Source organism: Microbacterium lacus (assembly GCF_039531105.1).
Taxonomy (GTDB): Bacteria; Actinomycetota; Actinomycetes; order Actinomycetales; family Microbacteriaceae; genus Microbacterium; species Microbacterium lacus.
Genome location: NZ_BAAAPK010000001.1, coordinates 163,573 through 182,374, shown reverse-complemented (window position 1 = coordinate 182,374; position 18,802 = coordinate 163,573). Strand labels below are relative to the sequence as shown.

Sequence of the window (18,802 nt, the reverse complement as noted above, 5' to 3'; positions counted from 1 at the left end):
GGTGCGTCGACACACGGCGGCTGACATGATGAGCACCATGCGCCCGAACGGCAAAGAAGCCAAGACCTACCAGGATCTGATGCAGTTGCTCCCGGACGTCGCGAGAATCTTGATCTGGTGGACTCACGACGAAGACGGCGTGCCGGGCTTCGCCGAGCGGATCCAGCTGTGGGGCCACGACGGTCAGCAGCTCGTCGAAGCCACCGCTGACGAGGTCGAGGGGCTACCGGATTTCCGCCAGCGCGGGCCAGCCGAGAAACACGCGTTGCAGGAGCGCCTTGCCGCGGTGTTCGCGATCCTTGACTGGGCGGACGCGTTCGCGCTGGACGAGGGTCCAGACGGCGCTTCGCTGCTGGAGCTGCCGAGCGCCTCGCACGTCGGCGACGCGCCGCCTGCGTATTAGACGGCCGAGTGATGGATCTCATCGCCGCGGAGCGGCTGCTGCGCCACGCGAGCTCAGAGAGCAGGTAGATCGATACGACGTAGGAGCGGCGGTCGACCCGTACTCCACTGATCGGTGTACGGACGGCCAGTGTCGGTGGCTGCCGGGAACCGAAGGGCGACGTTATGCCTTCTCACTCAACCGTAATCGTGCACTGCGCGAAGGGGGGACCGAGCGATCGGATAGCGCTGCGATTTACGGCGCCTTCGCGCCCTCGGACGCTGAGTGCTCGGCGGCGCCAATCAGGGAGTGTGCTGTCTTGCCGGCCGCGAGTGCTCAGGTCCCGTCCGCCCTGTCGGCGAAGAGGGCCTCCAACCGAGCGATGTGCCGTATCGAGTTGTTGCGTCGAATCCTGGTGACACGTTCGTCGCGCTCAGAGTTCGCGGCAACCGCTTGAGCGCTGGCGAGCATCAGTGCCTGGACATTCTCGTAGAGGTCGTCTCGGACGAGTCCTTCAAAATTGCTGGAATCCAACGGCAGAGCCGTGCCACCCCGAGTCATGCCGGCACCTAGCGGTTCGATCGTGTTCATGAAGGTGCTGAGGTGCTTATCCGCTGTTATGAACACCACAGGTTCGGGCACGCCGCCGTAGAGGGGGAAGGAGACAGCCAGGCGCGTGTAGGTGAGGTCGAAGCTGGTGTTCCAGATCGCATCCAGAGTCTTCCTCAACCCGCTTTCGGCTCTCAACTTCATGATGTTGAGAGCGAGGTCTTGTCCGTTGCGCGTACCGGCGAGCAGAAGGATGGCAAGCATCATTTCTCTTGATCCTCGGCAGCGAATCTCACCGGCGACTCTCTCTACTCGACGGAGTGCGCGCATTGGAATCGGGTCGCTTAGGTACAGCCAGTAAGCCTGCGCGACAAGCGCGTAGGAAGGGAGCAGGTAGTTGTCGACTACGACGTGGAAAAGGCCCTCGACACGCTTGTCCCGCTCACGCTCTATGTCGATGACGACCGGACGAACGTCCTCACCGGCAACCCAGCGACGCAGGAGATCGCGATTCTCGTTGAGTAGGGATAGAGCGTGTGCTGAGCGCCGATGAAAGGTGGAGTAGTCGGTCTCCGTGGTCACGCGCCTGAGGTTGCCTTCGGCTGCGCCCAAGCCCGCCATCGCGAGGACTTCAGACTCTCCTAAACGGTCTAGTAGGTCAGACATCCGCTCGCGCGTTGCTTCGTCCCGGAAGTCTGAGCCTCGGCGCGCGATCGAATCAAGGGAGGCGGTTACATTTGCGTCGAGCATTGCAGAGCCGATGGACGCGGTCGCTCGCGGAAAGTAGGTGTACTGGTGAGTCATCGTTCCTTCCATCTTTGGCCCGCGCTTGCGACTTCGAGTGAGACGATCTCAGAGCCGCGGGCGATCGAGCCGCACCTGCACACCAGACGCTAGCCTGCGCCGCATGACGAGTTTCAACGGATTCCGTGAGAACGACCGGTACGCACTCACTGAAGAGGAACAAGCAGAAGTCGACCGCCTCATCGAAATGTGGAAAGACCTCCAGCGCGAAGACGCCGAGGCGAAGGTGCGCCAGCTTGCCCGTCAGATGATGGCCCTTTCCGCCCTGCTGAATGACGATGACAGGCGGCAAGGTCGAATCCCCTCAGAGACTGAAGAGGGTTCAGCGTCCACGGTGAGGCATTACGCGCAACAGATTCACCGGAAGCTCACCCGCCCTGCGGATGCCGAGGGTGCGGGCTGAGGCAACGACAGCGAGACAGCCACCGCGCTGGTCATCCGAAGGCGGTGTTGGGTCGTTGTGAACGACGGTGTGAATTCGTCGTCGCCGTGTTCAGCGCTGCGGACTCTCGCTTGATCGGGTGGTGCCGGATGGCGGTCTCGTTAGGCGGTCGCTTCGCGGGCGCCGCACAGTCGCGATGCCGGCCGGCCGGAGGTCGATGAGCCACGTGACTGCCGCGCCTGTATTTGTGATTGCTCTCACGCGTCCACTCTGAAGACGGGAAGGCCGACGTCCCGCAGAGCACCTGGGAGGCGATCGAGCCACGCTTCCATTGCGCCGGCGAGGGCGTCCAATCCACTCTCGCACTCCGCCATAAGCAGCATCACGTCAGGCGGCTCGTAGTCATTGAGCGATCCGATCTCCATAGAGCGAGAGGAGCCATCAATTTTCCAAGGGCTTCGTGAGGCCACTCCACCGCTTACACTCTGTGGCCGCCACCGGTGGTAGGCCTGGCCGCGCCGTTCATCGAGGGCGTTCCATCGGACGTCCTCCTTCAGACGTCGGACGATATGGGCGAGCTCGAGTACGTCACGCCCACCGGACGCAACAGCGGCATCAAGTGCGGCCTGAACAGACTTTGCACTGAGCGGCGGCCACATCTCTTTGAGATCGACGAACGGAGGGAATCCTTGCGCAGCGTTGAATCGACCATTTAGGAGAGCTGCCGCGGTCGGGTGTAGCAGCAGAACCCGAAGGGTGATGTTGATCAGCGCGTGGCCGGTCGAAAGAGCGTACGACGCTTGCGTCTCGATGAGCGCCCGGGCGGGCATTGTCTCGACTTGCGCCGGGCCCACCAACCACCGGCGCGCGTCTAATCCGAAGGTCGCACTCAGGCCGATTTGCTCGCCTGCTGCGGCGATGCGACCGATGATTTCGGTGGGTCGCCCCTCCGCGTGACCATTGATCGCCGCATGCATCTCGGCAGCGTCGGCGTGAGCGCCCATAAGTTGCCAGTCCTTCGAGATCTCGAAGAGCCTCTCATCCCGGACCGTTGGTTCAACTGGGCGATCGACGAACAGAGTCCGCATCCACGCGGCGCCTACATGGTCAGCGGCTTCGTTTGTGGTCACCCTGCCAGCATGCACCCCGAGAGCGTCGTCTTGTCGGGATGAAGTGCGCAGTCGGATCTCTCCTCCGAGCGCTCGTCACGCCATGCTCGACAATCGTCTCGCTGCGTGGCGGCCTGCCCAACCTCCGCGGCGCGCTGATGACGTCGACCCAAATCCGAGTTGCTACCACCACTGACGCCGATGCGCACATTTCCGCTTCGCGCTAGCCGACTTGAGTCGGTGCTGCCACCTCTCGCGGAGGCTTCTGGGAGCTGCCCATGCTCTCGCCCGACCAGAACGCGCTCGGTGCAACGTCGATGATCGGATCGTCCGCGAATGGGTCCTCCATCATCGGGAGGGCGCTGAGATCGACTCGGCGCGCGGTTCGGCTCGACCAGAGCAGGCTACCGGGCATCGTGAGGGCGCTCGCCGACAGCTGCCATGGGAGTGCCACCACCGCGCCGACGAGCGTTCCGACCTGAATCTCGCATAGATGGGTCAAGGCGCCAGTCAACCGGGAGACCTGCGATGGATTCATCCGCGAGGACATGGTGTGCATGCTCATTATCGAGCCCTGCTTCCAGTTCAGATCGGGTTCACGAGTCCGATAGAGCGAGATCGCGACGTTGTCAGGAGTGCGAAATTGTGTCTGGTGTCGCCGTGTATCGTGCCACAGCAGGCGGTAGGGCTGGGAGACATTGATGATGATCGCCGTCTTTGCGAACCACCGTGAGAGCATCGCGGCGTCCGCGCCGTCGATCACTGACTTGTGACCGAGCAAATATGTCCGCGCATCGGTTTCGAGTTGTGACATCCACCCGTTGTTGCACGTCGCGCACACGCCTCCGGCGACGAGCGCATTGCCTGCGAATGGACCACGGCGACTGCCTACCTGCGCGCCATTCCCGATCGACGTGTAGCGTACCGGCTCGAACCGCGTCATCTCGGGCGGAAATTCCCTCTGCAACCGTAGCGCGAAGACGTGCTCGCGGGTGCGGTCGCCGGCTGTCGCTCGGCACATCCAGCAGAAGGGCACAGTCTCCAGCACTCGGTCGGAAGATCGCCGAGCGCCGCGCATCACGTTCCGGTCGTAGCCTCGCAATTCGCGGACGCGGTACGTGGTGGGCATGAATTTCACGCTACAGAACGGTCGCCCCGCTCGATCGCAAGCCGGTCGGCACGAGGGCGGTGCGCGCTTGAGGCCCGTGGGGTGCCGGTTGAACCGCGTTCGGTTGCCGGTCGTGCACCGGACGGGATCCTGCGCCAAGGATCTCCTCATCTCCCAGGTGATGGCCGTGGCGATCCGCGAAGTCCTCGCCGAACAAGCGAGATGAAGCCAAAGACGGTGCCCAGTGTCGGCGGGTTGCCCGCGTCGGAATCGTCGAAGTCACTGGCGGTGTACTCCTTGCGAGACACCGTTGTGACGCTGAAGATCGCCGAAACAGCAGTGACCTCGATCACGAGTCTGCCGTTTCTCTCTGACAGGATGTCCATCAACGCGGCCGATCGGCGCGGAGGTGCGGTCCTCGTCAAGTGACGGCGCCAATGCACCTCCCTCAGAAACAGTTGAGGCGATGCGGTCCATCTCTGCTCGTCACCTAGCCGCCGGACTTTCGACCAGTGATCGCGCGACAGAGGAACGGGAACGCTGGTGGTCTTGCCGGGCGTCCCGAATTTGACATATGCGGACAACCGCAGATCCGTTAGTTCCAAGAGCCGGCTGCGCGGTCGGACGCGGACGCCGTAACGCAGGCTTCCGTCAGGATTCGTGCTGAGGACGATCGAGTCCGCAAATTCGATGCGGGGCCGTGCGATCAAGAAGACCGTGATGATGCCGAAAACTGTCGCGACCAATCCAACAGCCAGGTCAGCCCCCTTGTCTACGACGAAGGAAACGTCAATCTTCAGCAAGTCGGTCACAAACTGCGAGCGTACCGGTCAGCTGGATGTCAACGAACCGGCGAACTTCGGCGTACAAAGACGCAGATTGCGATAAAGCAGCTCTGCGAACGGGTTGCCGAATTCGTCGCCACTTCGGTTGTGGCTGTGGTTGCGGCGAAGCATCCGCCGCGCACGTCCACGCCTCGTTGTCATAGTGGTGCTTCATGCGGTGGCGCAGGCCGGTCGGCACGAGGGCGGTGCGCGCTTGAGGCCAGTGGGGTGCCGGTTGAACCACGCTCGGTAGCCGGTCGCTGAGCGGGCGCCGTGATCGATCTGGGTCACAATGGGGCCGTGCCGCCCATCGATCAGGGAACGATCCTGCCGAATCTCCTTTTCGGAGTGCTGGCGGTCGGAATCGGTATCGTGGTCGTGCTCAGGCGCCGGTCGTTGTTTCGCTCGACAGTTCGCGACCTCAAGGTAGTGAGTCGGGTTGCGAGCAGAGCGGTCGGGAGAAGTTCTTCGCCCCTTTGGGTCGGCGCCGCTGGCGCCGTGTTCATCGGCGTCGGACTCTTGATGATCGGCGCCGCCCTGGCCGGCCTTGTTCAGCTCGCGGCCTAGAAGAGCTCTCGAGACGCGCGCAGCACGGTCTCTGAGCGCTCTTGTCTACGGGGTCGCCTGATCTTGGACGACCTCGTCCAGGTAGACAGTCCCGCAGACGTCGACGCCAAGAGCCGAGATCTGGGTGACCAGGTCGACGGGAAGAACAAACCCGCCCTGAGAGGAGTCGGAATCGACCGACCACCACACCCGGGCGTCGCAGTCGATGGGAAGGTTACCCACCCGGCCAAACGCGCCGCTGGCGCGTAGGAGAAGCTCGCGCAAAGCGCGGGTGCCCGTCTGGTCGTCTTCAGTGTTGTCGAGCCGCTCGACTTCGAGTGACCAGACGTGGTGTGCGCGCACGCGACCTGAGCGGAGAACCGCGCCTCTGTGTCCTATCTCGCTCGGCTCGAGCGAGAGAATCTCGGAGATAGTGGCGGGTTCCGTATCAGTCGACAGCACCACAAGCGACGCTCGTCCAGATCTGATCATGTGCTGAGCCTATGGCGGCGCCTGCTGACGATGCGGGGACCCGATCGACGATCCCCAAACGAATACGGGGCGGGCTGGGCGCCTGCCCACCCTCGAGCAGCTCAACTGCTGGGTGCGCGGGCGCCGCGGTCGTGAGAACGTCGGCAGCGCTGAGAGGATGACGGCGTGATTTTCTCGGCACCGACCTCTGGCAATGCCTCCTTCATCGAGGTTCTGACCGCGTGGAGCACCCTGGCCGCTGCCGTGGCCACCGCACTCTCCGCCGGATTCATTGCCTGGCAAATCCACCTGACCCGAAAGAGCGTTGAGGCCACCGACAAGACACTAGATATCGCACGGCAGGAGTTCGAACACGGCCGACTGTTGGAGATCGATGCGCAGAAAGCGCGGATTGACGCCGACATGCCTCGGATCTTCATCACCACGTTCGGGCCCCTACCGCAGTCGTATCTCACCGACGAGCCCTACCTCGATGAGTTGGGGCAACCAGATTTCCGGGAGGTACCCCCCTCGCGCGAGATGGTCGTGCCGGCCGACAAGGACCTCCGGATACACACGACGCTGAACGTGAGCATCATGAACGACGGGCCAGGCCGGGTCCGCCTCTGGGTCGATTCGCACTGGGATGCAGAGAACGGTCGCAAGACGATCTTCCTCAGGCCGGGTGAGACCTACCAGTTCGAGATGCGTTGCGTACACACTCTCAGCGAATGGATCGAACGGTATCGAGCACGCCAGGAGGGCAGGTCCACCGACGAGCCGATCGGCATGGTGATCTACGTCTCGCCCGGCGATGTCGGGGCCATCGAGCGTCATCCGATCGTGCAGGGCGGGTCCGTCGTGATGCCCAGTGCCGTGCGCATCGACGGGTGGCACGTAGCCGAAACCTCAGAGTTCGGTTCCGATGGCATCGGCTCGCTCGGCGCGACCGCGATGCCCTTCACCCGCGAGCACTACGCGAGCCGTTCGGAGAACCGAAGACTCGGTGCCGAGTAGTCGAACCTCATTCCAACGTGCCGCCCGCAGGGAGTGGGGTTTGACGGCGTTGGCCCAGAACCAGCCGCGCAGCTCCCCCGCGGACGGAATGTTGGTACTCCTGACATCTCACGACGCTGTAGACCCCTGGTCCTCGCATCAGCTAGTATCGGCAGTGGTAGCTAGGGATGAAACAGTTCCCCGAGCGCCAATCCGAGAAACCCACGCCCCGGCGTGGGTTTCTGCGTTGAGGCGAGATACTTGACGACGTGTTGCTTGCATACATCGACGAGGTTGGCGAGACCGGGGCGTTCGTCAGCCGCGATCACAGCAGGTACAACACAAGCCCCGCATTCGGTTACGCCGGGTTCATCATCCCGGAGTTCAAGGCCCGGCACTTCGGTGGCCTGTTTCAGAACGACAAGAAGGCTCTGTTCGCCAAGGAATTGGCATCAGCCGAGCACCCAGGCCGCTGGGAGAAGAAGGGCGCGGACTTGTTCCGCCCAGAAACCCACCTCAGGTACCCGCCCCAGTTGCGCGTCTTTACCGGCCTCGTTCGTCACGTAGTGCAGCTCGGCGGACGGCTGTTCTACTACGCCGATCAGAAGCCCTTGGGCACACCTCGTCAGGTTGCCCCCTCGGCGGGACCGAGCCCGAGGCACGAGAAACGTCCGCGATGCAGGAGACACTTAATCGCATCGCTCGATACGCGGCTACCAAGAACGCAAACGTCATGGTCATCATCGACCAAATCAACGAGAAGACACGCGCAGAACGACTGCCGAGGATGTACAGCCACATCCTCGGACGTGCAGCAGACTTCCCCGAAATGCGCAGAATCATCGAGCCGCCGATGCATGTCGATAGCAAGCTCAGCGCCAACATCCAGTTTGCGGACTGGGTCGCGGCCTGCGTTACCCGTGCGGTCGACTACCAGCTCATCGACGAGTCTCCGTACAAGTGGGTGACAGACCCGACCACCCTGCCAGATGTTCGCAACGCATTCACGTACGAGTCGAAGCTACGGCTATGGCACAGCAGCGTGAAAGATCCGAACAACCACGAGCTCTTCAAGTCCCATCGAGTGACGCAGCTGAGAGGCGGAGCAGTCGCGGCCGCCACTAGCGACACCATTCCCTGGGAAAAGATCCGTGCCGCGGCCGCACAGGCGAGACGCTCGCACTGAGCGATCCCATCCGGCCACTGGACCACCTCACGCACCTTCAGATCCGGCGGTCCTTTACATCGTCGCCTGAGCACGGGACCATGCACTTATGACCGACCGCAATGTGGCGCAGAGGATCTGGGCCGTCGCCGGTTCGGTGGGTAGCGCGCTGGCGAAGTTCGTGATGTTCCTCGGCGCGGCGCTCAAAGCGGCGGTGCCGGGCGGCGCCCCGCCGCTGCCTTCCTGACACGCCGCAGCCGGACGGCAGATCCGAGTACAGGCCCTAACCACCTACGCCTCAGCACCGCAGAGGGGTGACTGAAGAGACAGGAGCATGGCTCTGAGAGTTGCAATGTGGTCGTTGGTGTTTGCCGGAGTTGTCTTGCTCTGCGTGTCGCTCGTATCTGCGCTGTCGGGGGTCTGGATGGCGGCCGGCTTTCTTTTTTTCGTGGGAGCGGCTGCCTTGTGTCTGGCGTGGGGTTGGTTCCGACCCCGCGTCCGGGCTGCTCAACGTAGCCGCCGATAGGCACGTTCCTGTAGGCCGTTGCGCCGGGCCGCGGCGCGAGCCACTATCGAGCCGTCCGCGAACGGATCCCTTTGCGCGGCTGGAGCTTAGGGATTGGTGACGGATAGCTGGGTGCGTAGGTCTTCCTTCGCCTTTTGGTAGCGGCTGCGCGCTGTCGAGGCGGGGATGCCGGTGACTTGTGCGGCTTCGGCGAGGGTGAGTCGGTCCCAGTGGACGAGCCGAATCAGCTCAGCAAGCTCGGGGTCTAGCCGGGCGACGGCATCTCGGACGTCGGCTCCGGCGTCTGAGGCCGGCACGGTGTTCTCTGGGTGGAGCATGAGTCGTAGCCGGTCGGCCAGTCGCCAACGGCGTCGTTCAGCACGGTCAGCATTGGCGAGGACGTTGCGTGCGACGCCGAACAGCCACATGCGCGCCTCCGTCGCGTCCTCTGGCACGTCCGCCGCTCTCCGCCAGGCTGTGAGCATGGATTCGGCGACCAGGTCGGCGGCGTCGTTCGTTCCGACACGTCGTTCGAAGTAAGCGAGGATATCGACGGCGTTGAACGAGATGACATCAGTCAGATGGGCGGCGAGGTCCTTCTCCGCGCGCGTCACCACTGCATCCCCGGGCAGATGGCCTCGCTCCGCCAGGAGAAGTCGCCAGGATCGACGTCGAGCCCCTGGCGCTGCAGCTGCTCCGCGACGGCCGTCGTCACGGCCGCCGGCACCGCCAGGTAGTACTCGACGTCGGCGCTGGGAGAGCCCTCAGTGCCGTACCCGACCTGAACGTCTTTGCCGTTGACGCGCGCGACCGAGGGTGGGGCGGTGCGCTGTTTCTGAATCTCCGCATCAACGTCGACGATGGCGGCGATGTCCACGCTGCGCAGGTAGACAGCCGTCTCTTCGCTGATCGCGGTCGTGGGCCCCTGCAAGTTCCCGATGACCTGGAACTCACAGTTCACCCCGCTGGGCAGCGTGACACTGAACGAGTCCGGCGATTCCTGCTGCCACCACGGCACCAACCCCCACGTGCTCGCCGCGGCCGCACCCGCCCCACCCGCCAGCACCACGGCTGCGACACCAATCGCGGCGACCCGGGTGAAGCGCCACCGCGCCCGCGCCGGCCGCTGATCAGTGCGAGCAACCACGCTCATCCGAGCGAGCTCATCCTCGATCGCGCCCGTCACCAGCGTGGTCGCCGGGCGCGCGTCATCCAGCAGACCATCGAGCGGATCAATCGGTGCGTTACTGCGCTCCGTCATTGTCACGAATCCTTTCACCCAACCCCGTCACTTCGTACATGTCCGGCACAGCGCCGAACGTCCACGCGAGCGAACATCGACTAGTAAGCAGCGAAGTCGCCGCGCTCGATTGCTACCACCCCGGAGGGAGACAAACAGAGGTAGCGTCGCACGCCAATTGCTGACGGACTCAACCTCAAAGGGGGATCGGTCTACGAGACGGCCGGGAAACGACTACTCGTCGCTGTTGCGCACACCATCAGGGCTTGCTGCGTCGTGCTCGGCTCTCGAGGCGTACGCTCGGCCGCAAGCCGGTCCTCGGACGCGATGTTGTATCTCGCCAGGCGTCGGCCAAGTGGCTAGGCGCAGCGCGATACTTCGCGGCGCTATCTGGCCGACAATGGTCGAGTGACCCTCCGCCGCGATGACCCAAGAAGAGCGACCCGTCGGCGATGGACCTGGCAGAGCGTAGTTCTCGGCCTCGTGCCACGTGTTGGTGATCAAACGCGGATCTTTGGCGGAGTAGTCGGCGCGATTGGCCTTGCCGTGTTGACAGTCGTCGTGGTGATTGCGTTTGCTTTCACCTGGCCTGGATAGTACGACAGCCGGCCCGTCGGGCCGGGATGCGTTCTGTCCGCGCCTGCAGGCAAATCGACGGCGCCCGCAAGCCGGTGGCTTAGAGCACCTCAACTCGTCGAATATCCGTCTTGGACTCGCCGCCGCTGACCGTCACATCTCGTCGGTGCAGCCTGCCCGTTCCACAGAGATGCTCGCGATGACCTCAGGCTTGAACCATTGCGAATCCCAAGAGAAGTCCCACGCTTTGCCTGCGCCCTCGGCCGCTGCGGCGAGCTGATATCGCTTCAGCTCATCACCCGAAGCGTTTCGCTCAACGAAGGTTAACAGCGCATACGGATCGCAGCCGCTCTCCGACATCACAATGACCGACCAGCAGTCGAACAGGACGCCATCTCCGCACTCTGTGCCTCCGCGGACCGGCTTGGATACCCACAGATCAGGGACGTACAGATCATCGATCTCGAAACCGGGGGGCACCTCGACTGTTTCGGCTTCCGTGGTCGAACTCGGGTTGGAACACGCAGCCAGGATCAGGACGGGCAGGGTCCACACCGTGATCAGGAGGCGTTGGCGCATGGGCGAACTTTATCGTCGAGTGACGAAGTCTCGAAGCTAATCAAGCGCCTGACCGGGTACTCCAGTTGCCGCAGTCGGCACCCTTCGTGCACCAAACGGTGCCCGCCTGGGCACTTGCCGAACTGGCGGGAGCTGCCGCCGAACGACAAGACCTGCAGTTTGACAACTGCTTCCGCCGCGATCCTCCTCACGTGGAGCACGTCGTGTTCGCGGGTAGGAACGGCGATCATGTCTTGTCAGAGCCGGAGGAAGTTTCGCAATGCGCGCAGGGCGTCTTTTCTTTCGCCGGGCAAATCGGCGGGAGGCGTGTATTTGCGTTGTCGGCTCCAGTACTTGATGTGAGACAGGACAGGGATCTTCCGCATCCACCACGCGCGGCGGTTCGAATAGCTGAGCTTCACCGGTATGTCCCGCACCCCAGGACCGAATAGCGGCGCAAGTGGTCCGCCAACAAGATCACCTCCTGGCCACCACGTCATCGGAAAGTAGAGGTTCGTCCACCGGGTAGGGCCGAACACAGCAGCGGCATGAGGCTCCCAGCGGCGATCCGCATTCAGAAAGGCAGATCGAATCTGTGTCTGATCGCGTCGGTCGGCGTCACAACGCGGGGGGCACGCTGGAAACTCCCTCTCGTCGAGCTTCCGAGCGAACTCAAGGTCGCTCCGCGCCCAGAGGCTGTCGGCATGGGTCAATGGCGAACCGAAGGTCACGAAGTCCGTGATCAGCCAGTTGACACCAGCTCTCCCGAGCTCTTTCCCCAGTTGTGTTTGCAGCTCCTGAAATTTCTGTAGCTCTGCGAGCGTCGGTTCAGCGCGAAGTAGTTCCTTCGCTGACGCGTCAAAGCCGGCCAGCAACGGCTGAGGGGTCGCGTTACTCGGGTCCGGCTTGCGAGCCTCGTCCCAGTACAGGCGCAGGATGTCGTAGCCGATCACTGAACCGAGGCTGTGGCACGCAAGGATCACGCGATCGTAGTCGCCGCTCTTGTGGAGATTGCGGAGAAGATTCACTCCAGCGTCGCGAATCGCGTTCCGGCGGTCGATGTCTGGAGGTCGTGGCGCGAAGTAGCGTGACGCATCGGCCAAGTAGCCTGCGATGAAGTGATTGACGATTCCGGCCACGGCACTCGCGGCAAGAAGGATCGCCCCTGACCAAAGCGCGTTCAGGCGTGCGAAGTCATCCCACTCGTCGTAGAAGACGCCGGCGACGCCAGACACCACGAGCCATCCTGCGGCCACGACGATCACGCCGCTGAGAGCGCGCCCACACCACCAAGACTCGCATCTGTCGGTGGTGGTGCCGCTTGAGATTGATCACGTGCCCCAGCAGCCAGAACCAAACAGCCGCAACTCTTCCCTCGTCGAACTTGTTGGCCCAGTACAACTCGTAGAAATCGGTTGCCCGCCGATGCCGCGTGCGTGGCATGACGAGACGTCGTTGGTCCGTTCCCTCGGACAGCCGGTCCGGCTTGTTGTAAAGCAGTTCACCGTCGAGAAAGCTTCCCGCGAAGTCGCGCAGCGTCTCCATCGGGAGTTGCTCGCCAATGCCGTGAATCACGATCACTGCTTGTCGCTTGGTGGCAGCCATCGCTAACGGTCTCATTCCAGCGCTAAGTCGCGCAACGAGCTTCCTCGCCGATCACCGGCCGGGCCAGGCACGTTACGACCAATGGTCGCAGAGTTCGGCGCCGACGGCCGCTCAGGGGTGGGCGTCCGTTTGTGCACGGTCGCGAGCGGATTCGCTTTTTTGTCCGCAGGATGTCGTCGTCAGGAGACCCGCCCGCAACGATGCCCGGAGAGCGAGCGCCAATCGCAACCCCGAACACGCCAGTTGTGAGTCGGAGTCGCGGGCACGACCTAAACGACACAACAGCAATGCACGCAGGCACTTCCTGCAGAAGTCGTAGAGAGTTACGCAATTGTGGCGTAGCCTGAGCATATGCGCGGGGGGTTGGAGCGGTGGAAGCGGGGTGTTGCATCGCAGGGTGTCCGGCAAGCGCTCGCCTACGCATTCGATGGGTCCTGCGACTCCCGCCTGCGCACCCCGGCGGGCGTCGAAGCGTCGGCCGGGTATAGCGACGCGGACGCGGGGACGGTGACGCGGTTCGTCGTGGACGGCGGAGTGATCTCGTTGGATCTGCTCGACGAGGTTCAGTTGCGGCAGTGGGTGGACGGGCGTGATCCGCAGACTGGTGAGCTGCGGGGGCGGAATCTCAGCTCTCCGGATGCTGACCTTCTTCTGGATGGGACGATCAACGCTCCGAAGTCGTACAGCATCGCCGCGCTGATCAACGCGGACCTCGCGGACGAGTTTGAAGCATTGCAGGACCGGCTGCGCGACCGAATCGTCTTGCTGTGGCAGGCGGAGTTGAATGCGCGTCGCGGCGCCGGGGGCTGTTTCCGTGAGGCGCTGAAGCGGGTGGAGGTTGTCGAGTTGCGCCATGCTCGTTCGCGCGCGCTCGACCCGCACATGCACCGGCACCTCTGGTTGAACGTGAAGGTGCTCGGGGAGGACGGCAAGTGGTCCAACGTTGACTCGCGCGTGGCGATGAAGCTTCACACTGTGGTCAACGCGGAGGGGGAGCTCGCTGCGCGCACTGATCCGGGATGGATCGCTGCGCTCGCGCGACACGGGTACACCCTGAATGAGGATGGGGAGATCGCGGAGTTCGCCCACGTCGTTCGACCGCTGTCGCGGCGCTCCAACCAGATCGAGCGGAACCGCGCGGTACTGCTTGCGCAGTGGTACGAAGCGAACCCCGGTGGCGAGCCCTCGCCTGATGTCATGCACCAGATCGACAGGCGTGCGTGGGCCACCGGGAGGCCGAATAAGCCAGGGCTCATTGACGAGGCTGGCTGGGAGGAGATGATCCGCGCCGAGCTCGCAGCGATCGACCCGCACATATCCGCCCCCCGAGCCCGGGCTTGGCGATCCGGCCGTAGTCTCAATGGAGTCGATCGGCAGGTGCTGGCGGCGCGCGCGGTCGTGGACGCGGACGGGCGGTCGACCGCCTGCGGTGGACGATTTAGCCAGTTCGATCTGCGAGCCGGCGCGATCCGGGCCGTCGCCGGTTCTGGCGTCGTTGCCACGCGTGAGGAACTGCAGCCGCTGATCGATGAGGTCGTCTTGCGCGCTCTGTTCCTGACCGAGGATCTGCTGCCAGAGGTGCCCGATCGGCCGGACCACGTCAAGGGGTACATGGCATCGACAACTGCTCGGATGAAGGTGCAGCTCGCCGCACGGTTCGACGCCCTGAGCCGAAAGGGTACGCCCGCATCTGCGGGCTTGGTCCGGGCGGTTGGTCGCGAGATTCTCGATCCCGGCGTGGAGATGGCGGATCGGCAGGTCGATGCGGCCGCGGCGATCGCGGGTAGTGACCGGCTGGTTTCGGTGACGGGTCCCGCCGGCGCAGGGAAGACCACGATGCTCCGTGTCGCTAAGACGACCCTCGCCCTCGAGGGCCGCCGGATCATCGTGGTCGCTCCGACGAAGAAGGCGGCGTCGGTTGCCGGTCGTGAGATCGGAGCTCGAGCGTCGAGCTTGCACGCCCTCCTCGCCGACCACGGCTGGCGGTGGGGTCGCGACGACGCCGGCGCCGAGGTCTGGCACCGACTCGTTCAAGGTGAAACCGACGAATGGACCGGTGAAGCGTACGCGGGCCCCCGCTCGTTCCCGCTCCTGCCGGCGGACCGAATCGTGGTCGACGAGGCTGGCATGGTCGACCTGCATACAGGTAACGCCCTCGCCGAGCTTGCCGAGCTCACCGGAGCAGGGATCGCGATGGTCGGCGACCCCTTACAGGCAATGCCGGTCGGACACCGAGGTGCCATGGCAATCATGACCCGGCGCAGCACCGCCACTGTCGAGCTCACCGCCATCCATCGCTTCTTCGACCCCAGCTACGCCGACCTCACCCTCCGCATGCGCGAACCGCGAACACGAGAAGAGGCCCTCGCAGCGGCTTCTGAACTCGACGCTCGAGGGCAGATCCGCCGCGTCGCGAATCACACGGAAGCGCGCGACGCGATGGTTGACGCGTACTTCCAGTTCGCGGGGCGGCACAGCCGCGTCGCGCTTGTGACGAGTACGAACGAGGAGGCAGACGCGATTAACGATGCCATTCAGCAGCGGCGTCTGGACCGTGGCGAGCTGGGCCTGACCCGGATCGCTCTTGGTCGACAAGAACAGCGTCTCCTGGAGGGCGACGTGGTCCAGACCCGGCTCAACGACCAGCAGAGCGGTGTGGAGAACCGAGCGATCTGGACGGTACATCGAATCAGCGCAGCGGGCATCGATTTGGTCAGCGTCAACAACACTGGCGAGAGTTCTCGAGTCACGCACGCCTACGCTGCCGACCACCTTCATCTCGCCTACGCATCAACGGTGCACGGTATCCAAGGTGAGACAACCCAGGCGTCCATCGTGGGTCCGGGCGTGGACGCAGCAGGACTCTACGTCGGCATGACACGCGGCCGCTTTCACAATGAAGCGATCGCTGTCGCTTCCACAGACGAAGCAGCCCGCGCCGCCGTTGCCGACGCCATGCGGCGTGGTCAGCCCGAGCTGAGCGTCGAGGACTCGGAGCGCGCTGCCCGGGCAGAGCTCGACCGCGCCGCTCGACCGGCCCTACCGCTGTGGAACGATCGCGTCCGGCGGCCGCTCGGTCGCGTAGTTGACATACAGCAACTAGCCACCGCGCTCCAACGCGAAGCGAGCCAAGCAGCTCGGCAACTAGCACGCATCGACGAGTGGATGGGATCCACAGAAGGAATCCTGCTCGCGGCCGACGCGCGGATCGCAGGTGAGCTCACGAAGGCTCGTGATGGCAATGCAGCTGATGGGAGACGCGCCGAGAAGGTTGCCACACTACGAGCTCGATACGTGGCGCGACATTCCGAGCACTTTGCCTTCCAACGTACCCTGGCGGACCTGGTTGAAGCGCGCGACATCGCAGATGCAGAAGTGCTCACCCGCAGACTCCTGACCGCAGACGCAATCGCCTCAGAGCGCAGCCAGCGAGAAAAGAGCAGGGAGGCTTCGGCGCACGCGAACTCCGGCGAGCAAATCGGCATTGGAAGGTAGCCGGACAAGAGCAATTTCGGAGCATCATCCCGGCGACGGTTGATTGCGACAACGCTTCTCTGCGATGCACCGCCCTCCGTCGGTCGCGATCACTGGTCTTGGCCGAGTCCGCTACTCAGACTTGGACGTACCTCCAATCCGTATCTACGCGTAGGCTACCCGCGCGGTGCGGACCGTCGCGCCGCGCTCCGGTTGTCCCGGCAACGGAGCGTAACCGGCGCGCTCGGCGACGTCTGGTGGCGCCGCCAACGTGTCGGTCGGCGCAGGGGCGGCGTGAGAAGAGAGGAATCCTCTTTCAGCTCTATAGATCGAGCTTGATGGTCGCCGTGCACGCCCGTGAGACGCAGATCATCATGCATGTCTGGGCGCGCCGCTCCTCTTCACTGAGCACGCTGTCCCGATGCTCCGCTTCGCCCTCGAGGATGGGCGTTTCGCACGAACCGCACGTGCCTTCCAGGCACGACGTCACGACGTAAAGGCCCTCATCCTCCACGACGTCCACGATGGATCGATCGGGCGGCACCGTCACCCACTTGTCCAGACTGTCGATGTACAGGTCGAATGACGTGTCGCCCGCGGTATCGACCTGCATCGGCGCGAAGTGCTCGACGCGCGGAGCCGCGATGCCGAGCGCCTCACATCTTGCCGTGACCTCCTCGACGAGTCGGTCAGGCCCGCACACGTAAACGGCTGCACCTCGTGACGCAGCCGTCAGGATGGAAACGACAGTTGCCACTGGACCATCGTCTTTCGCCGCGATCGTCACCCCGGCTAGTGAGGCCAGCTCATCCGCGAAGGCCATGGATGACACCTCACGTCCGAAGTACGTCAAGGACGATCGCTTGCCCTGCTCGCGCACGGCCGTGAGCATCGGCACCATCGGTGTTATCCCAATCCCGCCCGCGATGAAGACGTACTCGTCCGCGTCAACCAGCCCGAAGTGGTTACGCGGCGATCCTGCGCGCACCGTGGCTCCAGGAACGAGGCCGTCGAAGATCGCCCGCGAGCCTCCCCTGCCGCCTTCTTCTCTGAGGACCGCGATCCGCCAGCGCTGGCGGTCCGCGGGAGAGCCCGAGAGCGAGTACTGCCGGGTCAGGCCATCGGCGATGTGGATATCGATGTGGGCACCGGGCGCCCATTCGGGCAGAGGGCTCTCGTCCGGCGCTCGCAGTTCCAGAATGGCAATGCGACCCCCTACGTCGCGGCGACTCACCACCTCGAGGTCGAGTCGGTCCTCGGTCATCGCACCGACAACTCCAGTCGAGCAGGCCCCCGGAACTGTACGCGCTCCTGCCACTCGATCGACGGCGGGTCTATCTCTGGCGACGGGAACGCATCGAACAGGGCCTCCAGCATGATCCGACCCTCCAACTTCGCGAGGGGCGCGCCGAGGCAAAAGTGGATGCCGTTGCCGAAGGTGACGTGTCCCTTCGGGTCTCTTTCGATCTCGAAAACGTCCGGGTTCTCAAACTTCGCGGGGTCGCGATTCGCCGACCCGATCAACTGAAACACCATCTCGTTCTCCGCAAACTCGACGCCCTCGAACACGTGGTCGCGCTTCACCCTGCGGAAATTGCGCTGCTTGGGGGCGTCGAATCGCAGTGTCTCCTCCGCGGCCAGAGCACGAAGCGCCGGATTGCCGCGCGCCGACCTCCAGCGCTCAGGGTCGTCCAGAAGGTGGAAAACCATCGAGCCAAGGAAATTTGTCGTTGTCTCGTGACCTGCGGTCAGGATGGTGTTGCACGTCGAGAGGAGCTCGTCGCGCGTGAGTCTGCCTCCTTCATCCTCCGCCTGCGCGAGCGCAGTGATGAGATCGTCGCGCGGAGACAGGCGCCGCGCATCGATGATCTCGCTCATATAGGCGAACATCTCGAGTAGCGCGTTCTGAGACGTCGACGCCGCGGCGAAAGTCGTGGTGCCCGTTCCTTGGAAGGCGAGGATGTCGGCCGACCACCGCTTAAAGAGGTCTCGGTCCTCGGAGGGGACCCCGAGCACCTCGGCGATGAGGACTACAGGCAGGGGGTGGGTGACGGAATCCACGAGATCGAATCGCTCGAGATCGGCGACGTCGGCGAGCAGCTCACCGACGAGAGCCTCGATCCGCGGGGTGAGTCCCGTGATGATCTGCGGAGTGAAGGCGCTTTGAACGAGGCGACGCATCCGCGTGTGATCCGGCGCGTCCGACCCGATCACATCCTTCTGCGCGAAGTAGTGCCGAAGGGGCTCGAGAGCCGCGCGCTCGTCTGCCGTGAGACCGTCAAACAGCAGACCCTGACGATCCTCGTTCGACAGATTCTCCCCATCGCGGAGGGACTTCGCAACGTCGGCGTGCCTGCTGATCACCCACGCGTTCCACGAATCGCTCCACGCGACGGGGTGCTCGCTACGCAGAGACCGGTAGATCGGGTACGGGTCGTGCATGATCTGCTCGTCGACGAGCAGGCTGTCGATCGCGGGATCGATCCTGGGGCGGGCGTTCATGGTGTC

At 63.8% G+C, this 18,802-nt stretch carries 18 protein-coding genes and 1 pseudogene; 7 read left to right on the top strand and 12 right to left on the bottom strand.

What is annotated here, in order from left to right; all coding sequences use genetic code 11:
• The first annotated feature begins 25 nt into the window (after window positions 1-25).
• Window positions 26-403, top strand: coding sequence for a hypothetical protein (locus ABD197_RS00845; protein ID WP_344050630.1), 378 nt, complete (start codon window positions 26-28; stop codon window positions 401-403).
• Between the two features lie 315 nt (window positions 404-718).
• Here the strand turns inward: ABD197_RS00845 and ABD197_RS00840 are convergent, their stop codons facing one another.
• Window positions 719-1,735, bottom strand: coding sequence for a hypothetical protein (locus ABD197_RS00840; RefSeq protein ID WP_344050628.1), 1,017 nt, complete (start codon window positions 1,733-1,735; stop codon window positions 719-721).
• Window positions 1,736-1,838: 103 nt separating this feature from the next.
• Between ABD197_RS00840 and ABD197_RS00835 the strand changes: the two genes are divergently transcribed.
• A complete protein-coding gene (locus ABD197_RS00835) occupies window positions 1,839-2,138 on the top strand; it encodes a hypothetical protein (RefSeq protein ID WP_344050626.1) in 300 nt (99 codons plus the stop codon).
• A gap of 236 nt (window positions 2,139-2,374) precedes the next feature.
• Here ABD197_RS00835 and ABD197_RS00830 read toward each other — a convergent pair whose 3' ends face one another.
• The 3 genes from ABD197_RS00830 to ABD197_RS00820 all read right to left on the bottom strand — a co-directional run bounded on the left by ABD197_RS00830 (window position 2,375) and on the right by ABD197_RS00820 (window position 5,146).
• Complete coding sequence (locus ABD197_RS00830) at window positions 2,375-3,247, bottom strand: hypothetical protein (RefSeq protein ID WP_344050624.1); 873 nt, start codon at window positions 3,245-3,247, stop codon at window positions 2,375-2,377.
• A gap of 202 nt (window positions 3,248-3,449) precedes the next feature.
• Window positions 3,450-4,355, bottom strand: a complete 906-nt coding sequence (locus tag ABD197_RS00825) for a hypothetical protein (protein ID WP_344050622.1) — start codon at window positions 4,353-4,355, stop codon at window positions 3,450-3,452.
• A 146-nt stretch (window positions 4,356-4,501) separates the two neighbouring features.
• Entirely contained in the window at window positions 4,502-5,146 is a 645-nt protein-coding gene (locus ABD197_RS00820) for a hypothetical protein (RefSeq protein ID WP_344050619.1), read from the bottom strand.
• Between the two features lie 312 nt (window positions 5,147-5,458).
• Between ABD197_RS00820 and ABD197_RS00815 the strand changes: the two genes are divergently transcribed.
• Complete coding sequence (locus ABD197_RS00815) at window positions 5,459-5,725, top strand: hypothetical protein (protein WP_344050617.1); 267 nt, start codon at window positions 5,459-5,461, stop codon at window positions 5,723-5,725.
• 45 nt (window positions 5,726-5,770) lie between these two features.
• Here the strand turns inward: ABD197_RS00815 and ABD197_RS00810 are convergent, their stop codons facing one another.
• Entirely contained in the window at window positions 5,771-6,196 is a 426-nt protein-coding gene (locus ABD197_RS00810) for a DUF4279 domain-containing protein (RefSeq protein ID WP_344050616.1), read from the bottom strand.
• Between the two features lie 165 nt (window positions 6,197-6,361).
• Between ABD197_RS00810 and ABD197_RS00805 the strand changes: the two genes are divergently transcribed.
• From ABD197_RS00805 to ABD197_RS00790, 3 genes and pseudogenes are all read left to right on the top strand, one after another.
• Window positions 6,362-7,192, top strand: coding sequence for a hypothetical protein (locus ABD197_RS00805; protein WP_344050614.1), 831 nt, complete (start codon window positions 6,362-6,364; stop codon window positions 7,190-7,192).
• 248 nt (window positions 7,193-7,440) lie between these two features.
• Window positions 7,441-8,357 (top strand): annotated as a pseudogene (locus tag ABD197_RS16695) (DUF3800 domain-containing protein).
• Window positions 8,358-8,445: 88 nt separating this feature from the next.
• The gene (locus ABD197_RS00790) at window positions 8,446-8,583 is read left to right on the top strand and encodes a hypothetical protein (protein WP_344050612.1); all 138 of its coding nucleotides are present in this window, start codon (window positions 8,446-8,448) and stop codon (window positions 8,581-8,583) included.
• A gap of 365 nt (window positions 8,584-8,948) precedes the next feature.
• Here the strand turns inward: ABD197_RS00790 and ABD197_RS00785 are convergent, their stop codons facing one another.
• The 5 genes from ABD197_RS00785 to ABD197_RS00765 all read right to left on the bottom strand — a co-directional run bounded on the left by ABD197_RS00785 (window position 8,949) and on the right by ABD197_RS00765 (window position 12,820).
• Window positions 8,949-9,455 (bottom strand): RNA polymerase sigma factor, encoded by a 507-nt coding sequence (locus ABD197_RS00785; protein ID WP_344050610.1) that lies wholly within the window; start codon window positions 9,453-9,455, stop codon window positions 8,949-8,951.
• The gene (locus ABD197_RS00780) at window positions 9,452-10,102 is read right to left on the bottom strand and encodes a hypothetical protein (RefSeq protein WP_344050608.1); all 651 of its coding nucleotides are present in this window, start codon (window positions 10,100-10,102) and stop codon (window positions 9,452-9,454) included. Before ABD197_RS00780 ends, ABD197_RS00785 begins: the two co-directional genes overlap by 4 nt.
• Before the next feature lie 708 nt (window positions 10,103-10,810).
• Window positions 10,811-11,236 (bottom strand): hypothetical protein, encoded by a 426-nt coding sequence (locus ABD197_RS00775; RefSeq protein ID WP_344050606.1) that lies wholly within the window; start codon window positions 11,234-11,236, stop codon window positions 10,811-10,813.
• A gap of 236 nt (window positions 11,237-11,472) precedes the next feature.
• Window positions 11,473-12,450: a hypothetical protein gene (locus ABD197_RS00770; RefSeq protein WP_344050604.1), complete on the bottom strand. Its 978-nt coding sequence runs from the start codon at window positions 12,448-12,450 to the stop codon at window positions 11,473-11,475.
• Window positions 12,410-12,820, bottom strand: a complete 411-nt coding sequence (locus ABD197_RS00765) for a hypothetical protein (RefSeq protein WP_344050602.1) — start codon at window positions 12,818-12,820, stop codon at window positions 12,410-12,412. Before ABD197_RS00765 ends, ABD197_RS00770 begins: the two co-directional genes overlap by 41 nt.
• A 507-nt stretch (window positions 12,821-13,327) precedes the next feature.
• Here ABD197_RS00765 and ABD197_RS00760 point away from each other — a divergent pair.
• On the top strand, window positions 13,328-16,315 hold the full coding sequence (locus ABD197_RS00760; protein WP_344050600.1) for an AAA family ATPase: 2,988 nt from the start codon (window positions 13,328-13,330) through the stop codon (window positions 16,313-16,315).
• 301 nt (window positions 16,316-16,616) lie between these two features.
• Here the strand turns inward: ABD197_RS00760 and ABD197_RS00755 are convergent, their stop codons facing one another.
• Window positions 16,617-17,558 carry a PDR/VanB family oxidoreductase gene (locus ABD197_RS00755; protein ID WP_344050598.1) on the bottom strand — a complete coding sequence of 314 codons (942 nt, stop codon included), beginning with the start codon at window positions 17,556-17,558 and terminating at the stop codon, window positions 16,617-16,619.
• Complete coding sequence (locus ABD197_RS00750) at window positions 17,555-18,736, bottom strand: cytochrome P450 (RefSeq protein WP_344055768.1); 1,182 nt, start codon at window positions 18,734-18,736, stop codon at window positions 17,555-17,557. Before ABD197_RS00750 ends, ABD197_RS00755 begins: the two co-directional genes overlap by 4 nt.
• Between the last annotated feature and the right edge of the window lie 66 nt (window positions 18,737-18,802).

What these genes read in the sequence shown, in the direction of transcription:
- ABD197_RS00750 (WP_344055768.1), bottom strand. Translation starts at nt 18,736, where the DNA reads ATGCACGACCCGTACCCGATCTACCGGTCTCTGCGTAGCGAGCACCCC.
- ABD197_RS00780 (WP_344050608.1), bottom strand. Translation starts at nt 10,102, where the DNA reads ATGACGGAGCGCAGTAACGCACCGATTGATCCGCTCGATGGTCTGCTG.
- ABD197_RS00825 (WP_344050622.1), bottom strand. Translation starts at nt 4,355, where the DNA reads ATGCCCACCACGTACCGCGTCCGCGAATTGCGAGGCTACGACCGGAAC.
- ABD197_RS00845 (WP_344050630.1), top strand. Translation starts at nt 26, where the DNA reads ATGATGAGCACCATGCGCCCGAACGGCAAAGAAGCCAAGACCTACCAG.
- ABD197_RS00840 (WP_344050628.1), bottom strand. Translation starts at nt 1,735, where the DNA reads ATGACTCACCAGTACACCTACTTTCCGCGAGCGACCGCGTCCATCGGC.
- ABD197_RS00810 (WP_344050616.1), bottom strand. Translation starts at nt 6,196, where the DNA reads ATGATCAGATCTGGACGAGCGTCGCTTGTGGTGCTGTCGACTGATACG.
- ABD197_RS00790 (WP_344050612.1), top strand. Translation starts at nt 8,446, where the DNA reads ATGACCGACCGCAATGTGGCGCAGAGGATCTGGGCCGTCGCCGGTTCG.
- ABD197_RS00765 (WP_344050602.1), bottom strand. Translation starts at nt 12,820, where the DNA reads ATGGCTGCCACCAAGCGACAAGCAGTGATCGTGATTCACGGCATTGGC.
- ABD197_RS00755 (WP_344050598.1), bottom strand. Translation starts at nt 17,558, where the DNA reads ATGACCGAGGACCGACTCGACCTCGAGGTGGTGAGTCGCCGCGACGTA.
- ABD197_RS00775 (WP_344050606.1), bottom strand. Translation starts at nt 11,236, where the DNA reads ATGCGCCAACGCCTCCTGATCACGGTGTGGACCCTGCCCGTCCTGATC.
- ABD197_RS00835 (WP_344050626.1), top strand. Translation starts at nt 1,839, where the DNA reads ATGACGAGTTTCAACGGATTCCGTGAGAACGACCGGTACGCACTCACT.